Source organism: Aeromonas sp. 603404 (assembly GCF_049171775.1).
In the GTDB taxonomy this organism is placed as follows: Bacteria; Pseudomonadota; Gammaproteobacteria; order Enterobacterales; family Aeromonadaceae; genus Aeromonas; species Aeromonas veronii_A.
Genome location: NZ_JAAKPE010000003.1, coordinates 190,281 through 204,892 on the forward strand (window position 1 = coordinate 190,281; position 14,612 = coordinate 204,892).

Consider the following 14,612-nt stretch of genomic DNA (forward strand, 5'->3'; position numbering starts at 1 on the left):
CGTTTTGCTATCCGCTTTGCCCCTTAACTGCCGCGACGACGGATCACCCCCTCCTGCATGGTGCTCGCCACCAGCATGCCGTCACGGGTGAAGAACTGGCCGCGCACCAGACCGCGACCGCTGCTGGCGCTCGGGCTGTCTACCACGTAGAGCAGCCAGTCGTCGAAGCGGAAATCCCGGTGGAACCACATGGAGTGATCAATGGTGGCCACCTGCATATCCGGCTCCCAGTAGGACACCCCGTGCGGCTGCAGCGAGGTGAGCAGGAAGTTGAAGTCGGAGGCGTAGGCCAGCAGGTATTTGTGCACCCGCAGATCGTCCGGCATCTGGCCATTGGCCTTGAACCAGACGTGACGCACCGGATCCTGCACCGTCGGCCGAATAGGGTCGACCAGGGTCACCGGGCGCATCTCGATGGGCTGCTCGCAGAGGATCTTGTCGCGCAGGGAGGCCGGGATCAGGTTCTCGTAGGGGCGCACCAGCTCCAGCTCGCTCTTGAGCTCCTCCGGCGGGGTGATGCCGGTGGGCATCTGCGCCTGATGCTCGAAACCGTCGGCCGGCACCTGAAACGAGGCGTTGAGATAGAAGATGGGCTTGCCGCCCTGAATCGCCTTGACCCGGCGGGTGGAGACGGTCTGGCCGTCGCGGATATTCTCCACGTCATAGACGATGGGACGGGTCACATCCCCCGGACGCAGGAAGTAGGAGTGAAAACTGTGAACCTGACGACCGGTCTCGACCGTCTGCTTGGCGGCTGACAAGGCCTGCCCCATTACCTGTCCGCCAAACACGGCCCGCAGACCGAGATCCTGGCTCTGGCCCCGAAACAGGCCCTCCTCGATTTTTTCCAGCGCCAGCAACGCCAGCAGCTCATCAAGTACCTTGCTCATCGTTCACTCCTCTATCAGAGCCGCACAGGCTAACAAGCTCACCGGAGCAGAGCAACCGCCACAACCCCTTCCGCCCGCCAAAGGGAACTTCAAGGGCCATACGCCGCAACCAACAGCATTTATCGAGTCTGTTTTTTCCCTGCCAGAACCGCTACGCTGTCAGCAATCGATAGAGGTGAGGTCACCCGCCATGCACATCCGTTATCCGGTCACGCCCTCTGCCACTTATCGCCTCCGCTCGTCCCTTCGCTTTCTTGCCACCCTGTTTGCTCTCTCGCTGCTCCCGGCCGCCACGGTGCAGAGCGCGGTGATTATCACCGGCGAATTGCCCCCCTACTCTTCAGCGATGCTGGCCAATGGCGGCGAGCTGGCAAGCAAGGTGCTCACCACTCTCAAAGCGGCAGGCCACCCGGATCTGAGGGTCTCCTACCAGCCCTGGCCGAGAGGACTTAAAAACATCGAGCTGGGCAACGCTATCGCCGCCTTCCCCTTTACCTGGACCAACGAGCGCAGCAACACCCTGTTGTTCAGTACCCCCATCGCCTTTGATATCCAGTCCTGGTACACCACGCCCGACAAGAAGGGACTGGAATCCCCGCCCTGGCAGCAGAAAACCGCCTGCGTGCCCAAGGGGTGGTTCTCCGATGCTATCGAGCGGGTGACCATCGAGCAGAAGCTGATCGTCAGAACCACCAACCGCCTCAACCAGTGTGTCGAACTGCTGAAAAAGGGCAAAGTCGATCTGGTGCCCATCAACGACACCTCGAAAAAGAACCTCTCGGAGGAGGACAACGCCGCCCTCTACCGCCTCTCGCTGTTTCGCCAGAACGTCACCTTCTATCTGGTCACCGCCCGCAATGAAGAGGGAGAGATGTTTATCCGCGACTTCAACAAAGAGTGGATGACACCGGCCAACTGAGGAGTGTGAGAGCAATCATTGCCATATGACCGGAGCCAGCCGGCAGCTGGAGGTCACCCGCTAGAGATAAAAAAGCCCGCACCTGTTGGTGCGGACCTTTGCTTGGCCGACTGTGCGCTATTTGACGGCACGCAGTTCGCAACGGGTTATCGGCTTACTTGCTGCCGGTGCCGGAGTTGCGGGTAGAGGCTTGCGGCTTGCGACGGGCGGTGGTGGCGCGAGCGCGGGGCTCTTTGCCCTGCATCTCTTTGTGACGCTGCACGGCGCGACGGATCTGGGCGGCCTGCTTGTGGCGGCTGGTTTTGCCATCTTGCTGCAGATCGACCTTGGATTCGGTCTCCGGCGGCAGGTTGACCAGACCGCGCAGGTAGTTCACTTCCGGCAGTTTAAGCTCTTGCCAGCCGCCGCGCGGGATGCCGCGATCCAGCTTGACGTCGCCGTAGCGGATACGCATCAGGCGGCTCACCTGCACTTCCTGGGATTCCCACAGGCGGCGCACTTCACGGTTGCGTCCTTCGGTCAGGGTGACGTTGAACCACTGGTTCAGACCCTCACCGCCAGCCGGTTTGATCTTGTTGAACTTGGCGGTGCCATCTTCCAGCTGCACGCCCTTGCGCAGACGCTGCAGCATGGCTTCGGTGATCTCGCCAAAGACACGTACCGCGTATTCCCGCTCCACTTCGTGGCTCGGGTGCATCAGACGGTTGGCCAGCTCACCATCGGTGGTGAACAGCAACAGACCGGAGGTGTTGACGTCGAGGCGGCCGACCGCGATCCAGCGGGCCCCTTCCATCTTGGGCAGACGATCAAACACGGTGGGACGACCTTCCGGATCGTGACGGGTACACATCTCCCCTTCCGGCTTGTGGTAAGCCAGTACGCGGCAGATCACTTCCTCTGCGGCACGGGTCTTGACCTGGTGACCATCCACCCGGATCACGGCGTTCACTTCGACGCGATCCCCCAGTGTGGCGACCTTGCCATCCACACTGACCCGACCTGCGGTGATCAGGGCCTCCATCTCACGACGGGAGCCGTGACCCGCGCGGGCCAACACTTTTTGCAGTTTTTCACTCATCGGGGTTACCTGATTGTTGATCGCTGCCCACTGGTAAAAGGGGCAACGGGGTTAACTGTAACAAACGCCGGTTGGAGCACTCGCCACAGTTGAAAAATGTATATCTCGGTGACATCGGCACGCTTGGGCGCCATTCACCGGGCATCGTTCTCCCCGTCCACCGCAGAGGGCAACAGGGGTTGCAGCTCAGGATCCAGCTCGGGGAGCTGCTCCAGACTCTGCAGATTAAAGTAATCCAGAAACTCTCTGGTGGTGGCGAGCAGCTCGGGGCGACCGGCTACCTCTTTGTGGCCTATGCTGCGCACCCAGCCACGCTCTTTCAGGGTATTCACTATCTGGCTCGACACCGCCACCCCGCGGATCGCTTCGATCTCGGCCCGGGTGATGGGTTGGCGATAGGCAATCAGGGTCAGCGTCTCCATCACGGCGCGCGAATAGCGCGGCGCCCGCTCGCTCCAGAGCCGCGAGAGCTCTTCGGCATACTCCTGACGCGCCTGAAAGCGCCAGCCGGAGGCGACCTCCTTGAGCTCGACGCCTCGCGAGCTGTAATCTTGCCTGATCTCGGCCAACAGCAGCTGAACATAGCGACTGGTCACCGGATAATCGGCCAGCACGCTGCTTTTCAGCTCGCTGACATTGAGCGGACGACCGGCCACGAACAGCGCCGCTTCGATCAGGGTCTTGAGTCGTTCAGTGGGCAGCGCCACGGTTGCCCTCCTCGCTCTGCTCGGCCAATGCGAAATGGATTGGGCCAAGGGGTTCTGCCTGCAGGATCCAGATCAGTTGCTCCTTGCACAGCTCCAGCAGGGCCAGAAACGTCACCAGCACCCCCATGCGCCCCTCTTCGGCGCGCAGCACCTGCTCAAGGCGCAGGGTCTGCCCCAGAGTCAGCATGGCGAGGATCTCCGCCATGCGCACCCGGGTCGGGATCTGTTCGCGGCGGATCTGGTGATGTTCGAAATGAGTCGCGCGTTTTACCACACTTTGCATGTAAAGGGCGAGCTCAACCAGCGAAACATCGGGCGCCAGTGGCTTGAGGGCGCCAAAATCGGGGGGCAAGGCAGCGGCGATATAAATTTCCCGCTCCACCCGTGGCAGCTCATTGACCCTCTCCGCCCCTACCTTGTAGCGCTCGTACTCCTGCAGGCGGCGGATCAGGGTCACCCGCGGGTCTTCTCCCTCCTCTTCATCCTCCAGCTCCGGCGCCTTGGGCAACAGCAGGCGGGATTTGATCTCCGCGAGCCAGGCTGCCATCAGCAGATACTCAGCCGCCAGCTCAAGGTTGAGCCCCTGCATCAGCTCCACGTACTCCATGTACTGGGCGGTGATCTGCAGGATCGGCAGGTTGAGGATATCGAGCTGCTGACGCCGGATCAGATAGAGCAGCAGATCCAGCGGCCCCTCGAAGGTATCGAGGAACACCTCCAGCGCATCGGGCGGGATGAACAAGTCCTGAGGCAGCTCGTGATAGGGCTGCCCCTGGACTTTCGCGATGGGTAGCGCGGCGCCAGTCCCCGTCTCGGCGGAAGGGACTGTCACCGGTTCAGCGACATCACTCAAACGGAGTCGGGTCTCCGGCGCCGCGACGACGCAATACCGGCTCGTCGTCAGAGAAATCGACCACTGTGGTGGGCTGCTCGCCCAGATAACCGCCGTTGACCACCAGATCGATCTGCTTGCCCAGCTTGTCGAAGATCTCTTCCGGGTCGAACTCGGCCATCTCGGAGTCCGGCAGGATCAGAGTGGTGGAGAGCAGCGGCTCGCCGAGTGCTTCCAAGAGCGCCTGGGCAATCTTGTTGTCCGGCACCCGGATACCGATGCTCTTCTTCTTCTCGTTCATCAGGCGACGCGGCACCTCTTTGGTCGCCTTGAAGATAAAGGTGTAGGCGCCCGGGGTGTTGTTCTTGATTAGGCGAAACGCGCTGTTGTCGACCTTGGCGTAGGTGGAGATCTCGGAGAGATCGCGACACACCAGAGTGAAGTCGTGGTTGGCGTCGAGGCGACGGATGCGGCAGATGCGCTCCAGCGCCCCTTTGTCACCCATCTGGCAACCCAGCGCATAACCGGAGTCTGTCGGATAGACGATGACGCCGCCGTTCTGGATGATCTGTACCGCCTGACCGATCAGTCGGGCCTGGGGGTTTTCCGGATGTACGTAAAAATGCTGACTCATAGCTTGTTCTCGCAATGGGGGCAGCAATACCTGCCCGCTCGTATGGTCACGGGCCAAAGACCCATAACACTACCTTAACCTGTTTGTGGCCGCTTCGCTGGTGCCGTTACCGGCTCGCCAGCAGCTCGGCATGCTGTTTGGTGGTGAGCCCGAAGTGACCGGGATAGGCCAACCAGACGGGCATCCCCTCTTTGGGCAGCCAGAGGTGGCGGCCCAGCTCGGTCCAGTTGGAGGGGAAGTGAAAATCCGATCCCACCGAGATATAGAGGTCGTGATCCTTGGCCCATTGGCCCAGATTGGCCCGCTCCTGCGGGCTCTGCTGGGGCAGCGAGACCTCCATGGCATCGCCACCGGCCGCCTTGAAGGCCACCAGCAGCCGCTTGATCCACTTGGCAGTGAGATCGTAACGGCTGGGGTGGGCCAGCACCGCCAGCCCACCGGCGGCGTGAATGGCAGCGATGGCTTCGTTCATCTCGGGCCACTCGGCCGGGGCATAGCCTTTATTGCCACGGCTCAGGTACTTTTTGAATACCTTCTGCATGTTGTCGGCCACCCCGCGTGCCACCAGCACCCGGGCAAAGTGGGCGCGGGTCACTGCGGCGTCACCGGCGAGCGCCTTGGCCTCTTCATAGGTGCCGGGGATGAGGCACTTCTCCAGACGACGCCCGATTTCCAGCGCACGCGCTTCGCGACGGGCCAGCTGACCGGCCAGAAAATCCAACAGCTGCGGATTTTTTTCATCCACCCCCAGCGCCACGATATGGATCTCGTGGTGCTCCCAGCCGGTGGAGATCTCGACCCCGCTCACCAGTCGCAGCGGCAGTTGCTCGGCTTCGATAGTGCGACGCACCTCATCAAGTCCGGCAAGGGTATCGTGGTCAGTAACCGCTAACACCTCGACCTGTTTCTCGGCGGCGCGGCGCACCAGTTCGGCCGGGCTCAGCACCCCGTCGGAGGCAGTGGTATGGCAGTGAAGATCGAATCTCATCAGGTTATTCCGCTCTCGTGGTCAGGTCACCATTCATGGCAAATCGGTGAAAGAAGGCTAAAAAGCGACTTGACTTGGCCGCGGCTTTATCGTTTTCTGTAGGCACTTCATTGCAAACATCTTTTTACAGGACTTTATCATGCAAACGACTTCCATCCTGACCATCTGGTGGTGGCACACTCCCTGACATGCGGGCGTGTGGTCGTTGCTGTACCTGTAATCTGACAGCAAATTAAGAACCCAAAGAAAAAGCCCGCTGACCCCAGCGGGCTTTTTTATTATCCGGCAAATGGACCTGTGATGAAACCGAGAATTCAGACAAGCAAGCTGACCTGGCGATGGCGCCCCTGAACCAGCCACCCCGGACCAATTAAATTTTCAAGGAATTCAACGTCATGAACATCGGTAAAACGCATCACACGCAAGGGAACGCACTATGACAGCCACACATCGCCTTCCTCTGGGTGAATTCGATACCCTCAAACTCAACGCCCCCTATGTGGCCGATCCGCTGGCGCTCTATACCCGCCTCTGTCAGGGCCGCCCCAACAACCTGCTGCTGGAATCGGTAGAGATCGACTCCAAGGCAGGCAAACAGAGCCTGCTGCTGGTCGATGCCTGCCTGCGCATCGAGTGCCGTGGCCGCACCGTGCGGGTTCGCAGCCTGAACGACAACGGCGCCCAGTTGCAAAGCCTGCTGGCCGAGCGGCTGCCTGCGGTGGTTGCCCGCTCGCTGGTAGATGGCGAATTGCAACTCGACTTCCCGGCCTCCGATCGGGAGCTGGACGAAGATTCCCGCCTCAAGGGGAGCAGCGTGCTGGATGTGCTGCGCACCCTGCAGCGGGAGCTCGATTGCCAGTTGGGTAAAGAAGCCCTCTTTATGGCGGGCAGCTTTGCCTACGACCTGATCGCCTCTTTTGAAGATCTGCCCGAGGTGCCAGAGGGGAGCAACGACTGCCCCGACTACTGCTTCTACGTGGCCGAAACCCTGATCACCATCGACCATATCGCGCGCACCACTCAACTGCTGGCCTGCATCTTTGGCGGCGACAGCGACGAAAGCCAGGTGGAAGACAGATACACCCGCCTGACCGAACGGCTCACCGACTTCAAACAGATTTGCCAGCAACCTCTAAGCGCCGAGCTGACCACCCAGCCCCTGACCGGTGGCATGAGCGTGGACAAGAGCGACAAGCATTTCTGCGCCGAAGTAGAGAAGCTCAAGGGCTTTATCCGCCGTGGCGACATCTTCCAGGTGGTGCCGTCCCGCTGCTTCTCCCTGCCCTGCCCAAGCCCCCTGGCCGCCTATCGCCGCCTCAAGCAGACCAACCCCAGCCCCTACATGTTCTACGTGCAGGATGAGGACTTCACCCTGTTTGGCGCCTCGCCGGAGAGCGCGGTGAAATTCTGCGCCGCCAGCCGCGATGTGGAGATGTACCCCATCGCCGGCACCCGCCGCCGCGGCTTCAACCCGGATGGCAGCATCAACCGGGATCTCGATGGCCGCATCGAGCTGGAACTACGTCAGGACGAAAAAGAGGTGGCCGAACACCTGATGCTGGTAGATCTGGGCCGCAACGACATCGCCCGCATCTCGGAGCCCGGCACCCGCTACGTCAAGGAGCTGCTGAAAGTGGATCGCTACAGCCACGTGATGCACCTGGTCTCCAAGGTAGTCGGCACCTTGCGCACCGACCTTGACGCCCTGCACGCCTATCAGGCCTGCATGAACATGGGCACCCTCACCGGCGCTCCCAAGATCCGCGCCAGCGAGCTCATTCGCATGGTGGAAGGCAAGCGCCGTGGCAGCTACGGCGGCGCCGTCGGCTACATCAACGGCGCCGGCGAGATGGATACCTGCATCGTCATCCGCTCCGCCTTTGTGAAAGATGGCGTGGCCCATGTGCAGGCCGGTGCCGGGGTGGTCTATGACTCCAAGCCGCAAGCCGAAGCGGACGAAACCCGCGCCAAGGCGGCCGCCGTGCTGGCCGCCATCGCCGCCAGCCATGGCACCTCCCTGCAAGCCCTGAGTGCCCAGCAGGAGCAACATAAGGACGTGAGCCAATGAGTACCGGATCAACAGCCACTAACATCTTCCTGCTCGACAACTTCGACTCCTTTACCTACAACCTCGTCGACCAGTTCCGCTCCCTCGGCTATCCGGTGCGGATCTACCGCAACAGCCTGCCGGCCAGCCGCATCATGAGCGAGATCGCCGCCTGCGAAGGGGATGCGGTGCTGGTGCTCTCACCGGGGCCGGGCGCCCCCCACGAGGCGGGCTGCCTGATTGATCTGATCAAGCTGGCCCGCGGTCAGGTGCCCATCCTCGGCATCTGCCTCGGTCATCAGGCCCTGTGCGAAGCCTACGGCGGCACCGTCGGCGCGGCGGGCGAGATCGTCCACGGCAAGCGTTCGCTGATTGAGCACAACGGCCACGGCGCCTTCGCCGGTCTGCCGAGCCCGCTGCCGGTGGCCCGCTACCACTCGCTGGTCGCTACCTATGTACCGGAAGAGCTGACGGTGATTGCCCACTATCAGGGCATGCCCATGGCCATCGAGCAGCAGGATGAGCGGGTGCTGGGCTTCCAGTTCCATCCCGAATCCATCATGACCTCGGAAGGGGCCCGTCTACTGACTCAGGCGCTCGCCCATATCACCCGCCCAGAAAGCAGCGTGCGTTAAGGTAAGGAGACCAACATGCATCAACATCTCAACACCCTCTATCAGGGTCAGTCTCTGAGCCGTGAAAGTACCCGCGACGCCTTCGGCCAAGTGGTTCGTGGCGAAGTGGACCCCATCGTGCTCGCAAGCCTGCTGACCGCCCTCAAGATCAAGGGAGAGACCCCGGAGGAGATCGCCGGCGCCGCCGAGGCTCTCTTGGCAGAAGCGCGCGATTTCCCGCGTCCGGACTATGAATTTTGCGACATCGTCGGCACCGGTGGCGATGGCCTCAACACCATCAACGTCTCCACCACCTCGGCACTGGTCGCCGCCGCCTGCGGCCTGAAAGTGGCCAAGCATGGTAACCGCTCGGTCTCGAGCAAGTCGGGCTCAAGCGATCTGCTCGACAAAATGGGCATCAAGCTCGACATGAGCCCGGCGCAGGCGCGCCGCTGCCTGGATGAGCTCGGCATCTGCTTCCTGTTCGCCCCCCAGTACCACGCCGGGGTGCGCCACGCCATGCCGGTGCGTCAGGCCCTCAAAACCCGCACCCTGTTCAATGTGCTGGGGCCGCTTATCAACCCCGCTCGCCCCACCTATCAGCTGATGGGGGTCTATGCCCCCGAGCTGGTGCGTCCCATCGCAGAAACCCTGCTGGCACTGGGGCTGAAAACCGGTATGGTGGTTCACGGCGCCGGCCTTGACGAGATTGCCATCCACGGCCCGACCCAGGTGGCCCAGATCCGTGACGGCGAAATCCGTGAATTTATGATCACCCCGGCTGACTTTGGCCTCGAGACCTATCCGGTGAGCGCCATTCAGGGTGGTGAGCCTGAAGAGAACCGTGCCATCACTGCCGCCATTCTGGAAGGGCGTGGCACTCCGGCCCACAACGCCGCCATCGCCGCCAATGTGGCGCCGCTGCTGCTGATGGCGGGCAAGGCGAAAGATCTCAAGAGCGCGGCGGCCGAGGTGCTGGCAGTGCTGGCGAGCGGCAAGGCAGCGGATCTGGCCGCCCGGCTGGCTACTTTGAGCCATCAGGAAGCGGGCCATCAGGAGGCATGATGTCAGCCACCATGTCGCACAGCAGTCATTCAGAACGCCCACAGGGCAAGAGCCAGTTTCGCAAGGATAACGAGATGTCAGACCTTATTGCCCCCCATGCTTTTCTGAACATGGCCTCCATTAGCCAGACCATTCTCGGCAAGATCGTGGCGGCCAAACAGGAGTGGGTTGCCGCCCGCAAGCTGGCCCAACCGCTGGAGAGCTTCCAGAGCGCACTGACCCCCAGCGATCGGGATTTCGTAGGCGCCCTCAAGGCGGGCTCCACCCGCTTTATTCTGGAGTGCAAGAAGGCCTCCCCCTCCAAGGGCTTGATCCGCGATGACTTCAGTCCGGAGGCCATCGCCGATATCTATGGCAAATACGCCACCGCCATCTCGGTGCTGACCGACGAGAAGTTCTTTCAGGGGGATTTCGCCTTTTTGCCGCGGGTGCGCAGCCGCGTATCGCAGCCGGTGCTCTGCAAGGATTTCATGATTGACCCCTATCAGGTCTATCTGGCCCGCCACTATCAGGCGGACGCCATACTGCTGATGCTCTCGGTGCTCACCGACGAGGGGTATCGTGCCCTGTTCGCGGTGGCCAAAGAGCTGGGTCTGGGCGTACTCACCGAGGTGAGCAACGAGGAGGAGCTGACCCGCGCCATCGCGCTAGGGGCGCCGGTCATCGGTATCAACAACCGGGATCTGCGCGACTTGAGCGTCGATCTCAACCGCACCAAACAGCTGGCCAAAGACATTCCAAGCGATCGGGTAGTGATCAGCGAGTCCGGCATCAACCACCGCGCTCAGGTGGCGGATCTGCGCCACCACGCCAAGGGCTTTCTGGTGGGCTCATCCCTGATGGCCGAGCCGGATCTGGAAGCCGCAGTGCGCAAGCTGGTACTGGGCCAGAACAAGGTGTGCGGCCTGACTCGCGCCGAGGACGCTGCCGCCGCCCATCAGGCGGGCGCGGTGTTCGGGGGTCTTATCTTTGTGGCGAAAAGTCCGCGCTATGTGGACATCCCCGCCGCCCGCGCCGTGATGGCGGGTGCGCCGCTCGCCTATGTCGGGGTATTTCGCAACGCCCAGCCAGCCACCATCGCCAAGACAGTGGATGCGCTGGGGCTCGCCGCCGTGCAGCTGCACGGGGATGAGGATGCTGCCTATATCGAGGAACTGCGGCCGCTGCTGCCCGCTGGCTGCCAGATCTGGAAAGCAATTGGCATCACAAGCGGCGAGCCGCTGCCCGACCTCGACTACCCGGCCGATCGGCTGCTGCTCGATACGAAAGTGGGCAGCCAGAGCGGCGGCACCGGTCAGGCGTTCGACTGGGCCCTGTTGGCAAATCTCGATAAAGCCAAGTTGATGCTGGCGGGCGGCCTTAATCCCGACAACGCCCTGCAGGCGGCGCAAGTGGGCTGCCTCGGCCTTGATTTCAACTCCGGGGTGGAGAGTGCCCCGGGCCAGAAGGATGCGCACAAGATTGCAGCCGCCTTCGGCGCACTGCGCAACCTGTAACGCAACCCTTTTTGATGTTTCGATTTAGCTAATACAAGGAAGAAGCCATGACCCTGCTCAACCCGTTTTTCGGTGAATTTGGCGGTATGTATGTACCCCAAATCCTTATCCCGGCCCTGCTCCAGCTGGAGAAAGCCTTTGTCGACGCCAAGGATGACCCGGCCTTTATCGCCGAGTTTCAGTCCCTGCTGACCGAGTATGCCGGTCGCCCGACGCCGCTCACCCTGACCCGCAATCTGACCAAGGGCACCAAGACCCGCCTCTATCTCAAGCGTGAAGATCTGCTGCACGGCGGCGCCCACAAGACCAACCAGGTGCTGGGTCAGGCGCTGCTCGCCAAGCGGATGGGCAAGAGCGAGATCATCGCCGAGACCGGCGCCGGTCAGCACGGCGTCGCCACTGCGCTGGCCTGCGCCCTGCTCGGCCTCAAGTGCCGGGTCTATATGGGCGCCAAGGATTGCGAGCGCCAGAAGCCCAACGTCTTTCGCATGAAGCTGATGGGCGCCACCGTCATTCCGGTGCACTCCGGCTCGTCCACCCTGAAAGATGCCTGCAACGAGGCGCTGCGCGACTGGGCTGCCAACTACGAGTCGGCCCACTACCTGCTCGGCACCGCCGCGGGCCCGCATCCCTTCCCCACCATCGTGCGGGAGTTCCAGAAGATGATCGGCGAAGAGGCCAAGGCCCAGTGCTTCGAGAAGGAAGAGCGACTGCCCGATGCGGTGATCGCCTGCGTCGGCGGCGGGTCGAATGCCATCGGCATGTTTGCCGACTTTATCGATGAGCCTTCAGTGCGCCTGATCGGCGTCGAGCCGGGCGGTCACGGCATCGAGAGTGGCGAGCACGGCGCGCCGCTCGGTCACGGCAGCAAGGGGGTCTTCTTTGGCATGCACTCCTACCTGATGCAGGACAATCAGGGCCAAATTCAGGAGTCCTACTCCGTCTCGGCAGGGCTCGACTTCCCCTCCGTCGGCCCGCAGCACGCCCATCTGGCCGCCATCGGCCGCGCCGAGTACCCCTCGGTGACCGACAAGGAGGCGCTGGACGCCTTCCAGGAGCTGGCCAAATCCGAAGGCATCATACCGGCGCTGGAGTCCTCCCACGCGCTGGCCCATGCCCTCAAGATGGCCCGCAGTGAACCGGAAAAAGAGCAGGTGCTCATCGTCAACCTCTCCGGCCGTGGCGACAAAGATATCTTCACCGTCGCTGACATTTTCGAGAAAGAAGGAACCTTGTCATGAACCGTTACGCACAACTCTTCTCCCGTCTGGATGAAGCCAATCAGGGCGCATTTGTGCCGTTCGTGATGCTGGGTGACCCCACCCCCGAATTGTCGCTAGCCATCGTCGATGCGCTGGTGGAAGGGGGCGCCGATGCCCTCGAGCTCGGCATTCCCTTCTCCGATCCGGTGGCGGACGGCCCCACCATTCAGGGCGCCGCCCTGCGCGCGTTTGCCAGCCACACCACCCCGGACGACTGCTTCGAGCTGCTTGGTCGCATCCGCGCCAAGTACCCTCAGCTGCCCATTGGCCTCTTGGTCTACGCCAACCTGGTCTATGTGCGCAAAATTGACGGCTTCTACGAGAAGTGCCAGCAGGCGGGCGTGGACTCCGTGCTGGTTGCCGACGTGCCGGTGCAGATGTGCGCCCCCTACAAGGCGGCCGCCGACAAGTTCGGCATCGACAGCATCTTTATCGCCCCGCCCAATGGCGACGCCGAGACCCTGAAACAGGTGGCGGAGCTCGGCAATGGGTACACCTATCTGGTGAGCCGCGCCGGCGTCACCGGTGCCGAGACCAAGGCCGGCATGCCGGTGGAGGGGCTGATCAACACCCTGCGCGAGTTCAACGCCCCCCCCGCCCTGCTCGGCTTTGGCATCAGCGAGCCGGCTCAGGTGCGTGAAGCCATTGCCGCTGGCGCCGCCGGTGCCATCTCCGGCTCCGCCGTGGTGAAGATCATCGAGACCCACCACCAAAACCCGGAACATATGCTCACTCGTTTGAAAGAGTTTGTGGAAGGGATGAAGGCCGCGACCAACCGCTAAAGTCGGGTATGGGGTCGGCTGTTTGTGGCCCTGAGTTATCAGTTCACATAACCACGCCATAACCATGAGAAAGGGAGCCTGACCGGCTCCCTTTCTTTTTATCTCGCTCGCACCCGCTTGCAGCTCTGGGCGTCTTGCCCCCTCTCCCTCCGGGAGAGGGCTGGGGTGATGGGGAATTGTGCATACCCAGCCAAGCAAGTTTCTCACTCAGCGCACGCCCTAATGACTAATTTATTGATCCAACACCGATTCCTGCCAAAACCCGCTTCTCGACACGCCCCCTCGCTCTTAAGATAGCCAAACGACAATCCCTCACTCGGGAGCGCACCATGGCTGCGATTGTTGCTATCTCGCAGGTTAACAGCAGCGAACTGGGGGATGTAACTCTGGGGCGGTAGCGTGGTTTTTTGTAGGTTGGTGCAGCGTGTAGCGAAGCCCAACAGGCGAGCATTATTACGGGGAGTTACAAGGATGTGGCAGACCAGTAAAACAGATTTGAATATATATTGCGCAGTAAACATTGGGCTTCACTTCGCCGCTACGGTGGCCCTTCACGTTAAATGTTAGCCATGAAGATCACTCGCAACCATTTGTCATTGGCCACGAGCATTATTATGCTGGCTGCTGTCATGGTTACTTGGCCCCATCTGTTTCTATGGTCAAAAGTTGTGCATCTTCCTGACTGGGCAGAGCATATTCCGGCGCCTGTTTTTACTGGCACTTATATCTCATTCGTGTGCCTCATCCCAGCTGTGTTGGGAGCCGATAACTTTTCCAGTGCTAAACGTGCTTTGTTTGTGGCAGTTGTTATTGCCCCACTATTTGCTGTTGCAACCTACGCGCTAAATCCAGAGCATCAAAATGAATACTTATTGTTCAATGTTGTATTTCATTATGTTTGGGTTATTTTATTTTGCATGCTTGTGCCCGCAGCCATCTTGGCCGCTATCAAAAAACTCATTGGTAGTCGAGGGGCACATGGCTAACCCTCACATCAAACGTTAGCGAGCATTATTGTGCTAACCTGCTCGGGATAAACAAGGATGTAGCAGATCCGTAAAACAGATTTATAGATCTATTTCTCGGTACACGTTGGGCTTCACTTCGTGAAGCACCAACCTACGATTTTTAGCCCAACATACGTAATAAAATCCGGGCCCCCCACCTTTTTGAGGTTTAAGCCCGCTCATGGAGTATCAAAGCGGAAGTTTTAAGGAAAGATAAAAAATCTATAAAGAAAAAACAACGAGGTGATTAATGGATGATGGAAAGGGAAAGCCAAGCAACATCCCCAAAAA

Annotated in this window: 14 protein-coding genes; 8 read left to right on the forward strand and 6 right to left on the reverse strand. The window is 60.8% G+C overall.

All coding sequences use genetic code 11. From position 1 onward, the window contains the following. Window positions 1–23: 23 nt before the first annotated feature. On the reverse strand, window positions 24–890 hold the full coding sequence (gene tesB / locus G5306_RS06480) for an acyl-CoA thioesterase II (RefSeq protein WP_019445657.1): 867 nt from the start codon (window positions 888–890) through the stop codon (window positions 24–26). A 190-nt stretch (window positions 891–1,080) separates the two neighbouring features. On the opposite strand from tesB, the gene G5306_RS06485 reads away from it, so the two are divergent. Further along, a complete protein-coding gene (locus G5306_RS06485) occupies window positions 1,081–1,809 on the forward strand; it encodes a transporter substrate-binding domain-containing protein (protein WP_247822358.1) in 729 nt (242 codons plus the stop codon). Between the two features lie 154 nt (window positions 1,810–1,963). Here G5306_RS06485 and rluB read toward each other — a convergent pair whose 3' ends face one another. The 5 genes from rluB to rnm form a co-directional block, all read right to left on the reverse strand. Then, window positions 1,964–2,887, reverse strand: a complete 924-nt coding sequence (gene rluB / locus G5306_RS06490) for a 23S rRNA pseudouridine(2605) synthase RluB (RefSeq protein WP_005347347.1) — start codon at window positions 2,885–2,887, stop codon at window positions 1,964–1,966. A 134-nt stretch (window positions 2,888–3,021) separates the two neighbouring features. After that, on the reverse strand, window positions 3,022–3,594 hold the full coding sequence (gene scpB, locus G5306_RS06495) for an SMC-Scp complex subunit ScpB (RefSeq protein WP_005338125.1): 573 nt from the start codon (window positions 3,592–3,594) through the stop codon (window positions 3,022–3,024). Next, complete coding sequence (locus tag G5306_RS06500; RefSeq protein WP_421312594.1) at window positions 3,578–4,447, reverse strand: segregation and condensation protein A; 870 nt, start codon at window positions 4,445–4,447, stop codon at window positions 3,578–3,580. Before G5306_RS06500 ends, scpB begins: the two co-directional genes overlap by 17 nt. Continuing rightward, window positions 4,440–5,060, reverse strand: a complete 621-nt coding sequence (locus G5306_RS06505) for an L-threonylcarbamoyladenylate synthase (protein WP_005338129.1) — start codon at window positions 5,058–5,060, stop codon at window positions 4,440–4,442. The genes G5306_RS06500 and G5306_RS06505 overlap by 8 nt, the downstream gene beginning before the upstream one ends. Before the next feature lie 106 nt (window positions 5,061–5,166). After that, on the reverse strand, window positions 5,167–6,048 hold the full coding sequence (gene rnm / locus G5306_RS06510; RefSeq protein ID WP_421312595.1) for an RNase RNM: 882 nt from the start codon (window positions 6,046–6,048) through the stop codon (window positions 5,167–5,169). A 436-nt stretch (window positions 6,049–6,484) separates the two neighbouring features. Here rnm and G5306_RS06515 point away from each other — a divergent pair, with 436 nt between their 5' ends. The 7 genes from G5306_RS06515 (at window position 6,485) to G5306_RS06545 (ending at window position 14,300) form a co-directional block, all read left to right on the forward strand. Then, window positions 6,485–8,116 carry an anthranilate synthase component 1 gene (locus G5306_RS06515; RefSeq protein WP_421312596.1) on the forward strand — a complete coding sequence of 544 codons (1,632 nt, stop codon included), beginning with the start codon at window positions 6,485–6,487 and terminating at the stop codon, window positions 8,114–8,116. Then, entirely contained in the window at window positions 8,113–8,730 is a 618-nt protein-coding gene (locus tag G5306_RS06520) for an aminodeoxychorismate/anthranilate synthase component II (protein WP_013723977.1), read from the forward strand. Before G5306_RS06515 ends, G5306_RS06520 begins: the two co-directional genes overlap by 4 nt. 15 nt (window positions 8,731–8,745) lie before the next feature. Further along, entirely contained in the window at window positions 8,746–9,774 is a 1,029-nt protein-coding gene (gene trpD / locus G5306_RS06525) for an anthranilate phosphoribosyltransferase (protein ID WP_216977302.1), read from the forward strand. Continuing rightward, window positions 9,774–11,270: a bifunctional indole-3-glycerol-phosphate synthase TrpC/phosphoribosylanthranilate isomerase TrpF gene (gene trpCF / locus G5306_RS06530; protein ID WP_421312597.1), complete on the forward strand. Its 1,497-nt coding sequence runs from the start codon at window positions 9,774–9,776 to the stop codon at window positions 11,268–11,270. Before trpD ends, trpCF begins: the two co-directional genes overlap by 1 nt. A gap of 47 nt (window positions 11,271–11,317) precedes the next feature. After that, window positions 11,318–12,511 carry a tryptophan synthase subunit beta gene (gene trpB, locus G5306_RS06535; RefSeq protein ID WP_005347359.1) on the forward strand — a complete coding sequence of 398 codons (1,194 nt, stop codon included), beginning with the start codon at window positions 11,318–11,320 and terminating at the stop codon, window positions 12,509–12,511. After that, complete coding sequence (gene trpA, locus G5306_RS06540; RefSeq protein WP_100654204.1) at window positions 12,508–13,314, forward strand: tryptophan synthase subunit alpha; 807 nt, start codon at window positions 12,508–12,510, stop codon at window positions 13,312–13,314. The genes trpB and trpA overlap by 4 nt, the downstream gene beginning before the upstream one ends. 569 nt (window positions 13,315–13,883) lie before the next feature. Continuing rightward, window positions 13,884–14,300 (forward strand): hypothetical protein, encoded by a 417-nt coding sequence (locus tag G5306_RS06545; protein ID WP_421312598.1) that lies wholly within the window; start codon window positions 13,884–13,886, stop codon window positions 14,298–14,300. The last annotated feature ends 312 nt before the right edge of the window (window positions 14,301–14,612 follow it).

Bases quoted from the DNA above. Each gene is read 5' to 3' on its own strand.
- tesB (WP_019445657.1), bottom strand. From the start codon at position 890: ATGAGCAAGGTACTTGATGAGCTGCTGGCGTTGCTGGCGCTGGAAAAA.
- G5306_RS06485 (WP_247822358.1), top strand. From the start codon at position 1,081: ATGCACATCCGTTATCCGGTCACGCCCTCTGCCACTTATCGCCTCCGC.
- rluB (WP_005347347.1), bottom strand. From the start codon at position 2,887: ATGAGTGAAAAACTGCAAAAAGTGTTGGCCCGCGCGGGTCACGGCTCC.
- G5306_RS06505 (WP_005338129.1), bottom strand. From the start codon at position 5,060: ATGAGTCAGCATTTTTACGTACATCCGGAAAACCCCCAGGCCCGACTG.
- rnm (WP_421312595.1), bottom strand. From the start codon at position 6,048: ATGAGATTCGATCTTCACTGCCATACCACTGCCTCCGACGGGGTGCTG.
- G5306_RS06515 (WP_421312596.1), top strand. From the start codon at position 6,485: ATGACAGCCACACATCGCCTTCCTCTGGGTGAATTCGATACCCTCAAA.
- G5306_RS06520 (WP_013723977.1), top strand. From the start codon at position 8,113: ATGAGTACCGGATCAACAGCCACTAACATCTTCCTGCTCGACAACTTC.
- trpD (WP_216977302.1), top strand. From the start codon at position 8,746: ATGCATCAACATCTCAACACCCTCTATCAGGGTCAGTCTCTGAGCCGT.
- trpCF (WP_421312597.1), top strand. From the start codon at position 9,774: ATGTCAGCCACCATGTCGCACAGCAGTCATTCAGAACGCCCACAGGGC.
- trpB (WP_005347359.1), top strand. From the start codon at position 11,318: ATGACCCTGCTCAACCCGTTTTTCGGTGAATTTGGCGGTATGTATGTA.
- trpA (WP_100654204.1), top strand. From the start codon at position 12,508: ATGAACCGTTACGCACAACTCTTCTCCCGTCTGGATGAAGCCAATCAG.
- G5306_RS06545 (WP_421312598.1), top strand. From the start codon at position 13,884: ATGAAGATCACTCGCAACCATTTGTCATTGGCCACGAGCATTATTATG.